This is a genomic window from Oleiphilus sp. HI0079, from assembly GCF_001635105.1.
In genome coordinates this window covers 1-964 of record NZ_LWFT01001334.1, presented here as the reverse complement: position 1 = coordinate 964, position 964 = coordinate 1, and the positions used below count along the sequence as shown (strand labels likewise).

Here is a 964-nt window from a genome sequence, read left to right as displayed (position 1 = left end):
CCGTCATCCTTGCTCGGGACAGTATCCAATCTCGTCGAGCTAAATCTGCTCACACAACGCCTCGATGACGCGCTCGCAGAAAACCTCTTCAACGACAGCAAACAGTCGGATATCAACGAGCAGTCTTATGTCAAAGCCTACCAGTCAGCTTCCCGCCGCGAAGACCGGTTACGACAATTAGTTCTGGTAGAAAGAGCGGGCGAGCTGCTCGATCGTCACGCAAGAAACCCGGTCCTGCGCTTTACTCTTTCAGTTTCTGAGAAACCCGCAAAAAAATCCGGCCTACACTCCCTGCACGGGTTTTTAATGCGAGGACTTGATGCTTTCTACCGGATGAGCGATGTTGATTTGCTGATGCAAACTTTGATCGAACGCGAAAGCCGGATACTATCCCGTATCTATAATGGCGATCCCCAGCCCTTTAAACTTTAAAAATTAATCGGAAAACACATGTCAAAAACCATCATCAACGACCGAGTAGAACTTGAGATCACCAATCAAATCGCATTTGTGAAACTCGTTCGCGCAGACAAACTCAACGCACTCGACATGCCTATGTTTGAAGCGATTATAAAAGCCACCAAGCAGGTATCACGCAACAAGGAAATACGTGGCGTCATTCTTTCTGGCGAGGGCAAGGCATTCTGCTCAGGGCTTGATGTGAAGAGCATGCTCAAAAATCCGATGGCGGCGATCAAGCTTTTGATCAAGCCAGGAACAAAGTTTTCTAATATTGCGCAAGATGTCAGCTATCTTTGGCGAGAAGTGCCTGTCCCGGTCATTGCGGTCACTCACGGAAAGTGTTGGGGCGGTGGTTTTCAAATCGCTCTAGGCGCAGATTTTCGCTATGCACAAACAGACTGCACATTTTCCATTATGGAAACAAAGTGGGGCCTAATCCCTGACATGGCGGGATCTATCGCCCTACGAGAACTTCTTCCAATAGACAGAGCAAAAGAGTTAA

1 protein-coding gene and 1 pseudogene are annotated in these 964 nt (G+C 48.0%); both read left to right on the top strand.

From position 1 onward, the window contains the following. Positions 1–432 (top strand): annotated as a pseudogene (locus A3750_RS26585) (hypothetical protein); the annotation flags it as partial. Between the two features lie 18 nt (positions 433–450). Beyond that, a partial coding sequence (locus tag A3750_RS23080; RefSeq protein WP_197475263.1) for an enoyl-CoA hydratase-related protein occupies positions 451–964 on the top strand: 514 nt, incomplete at its 3' end.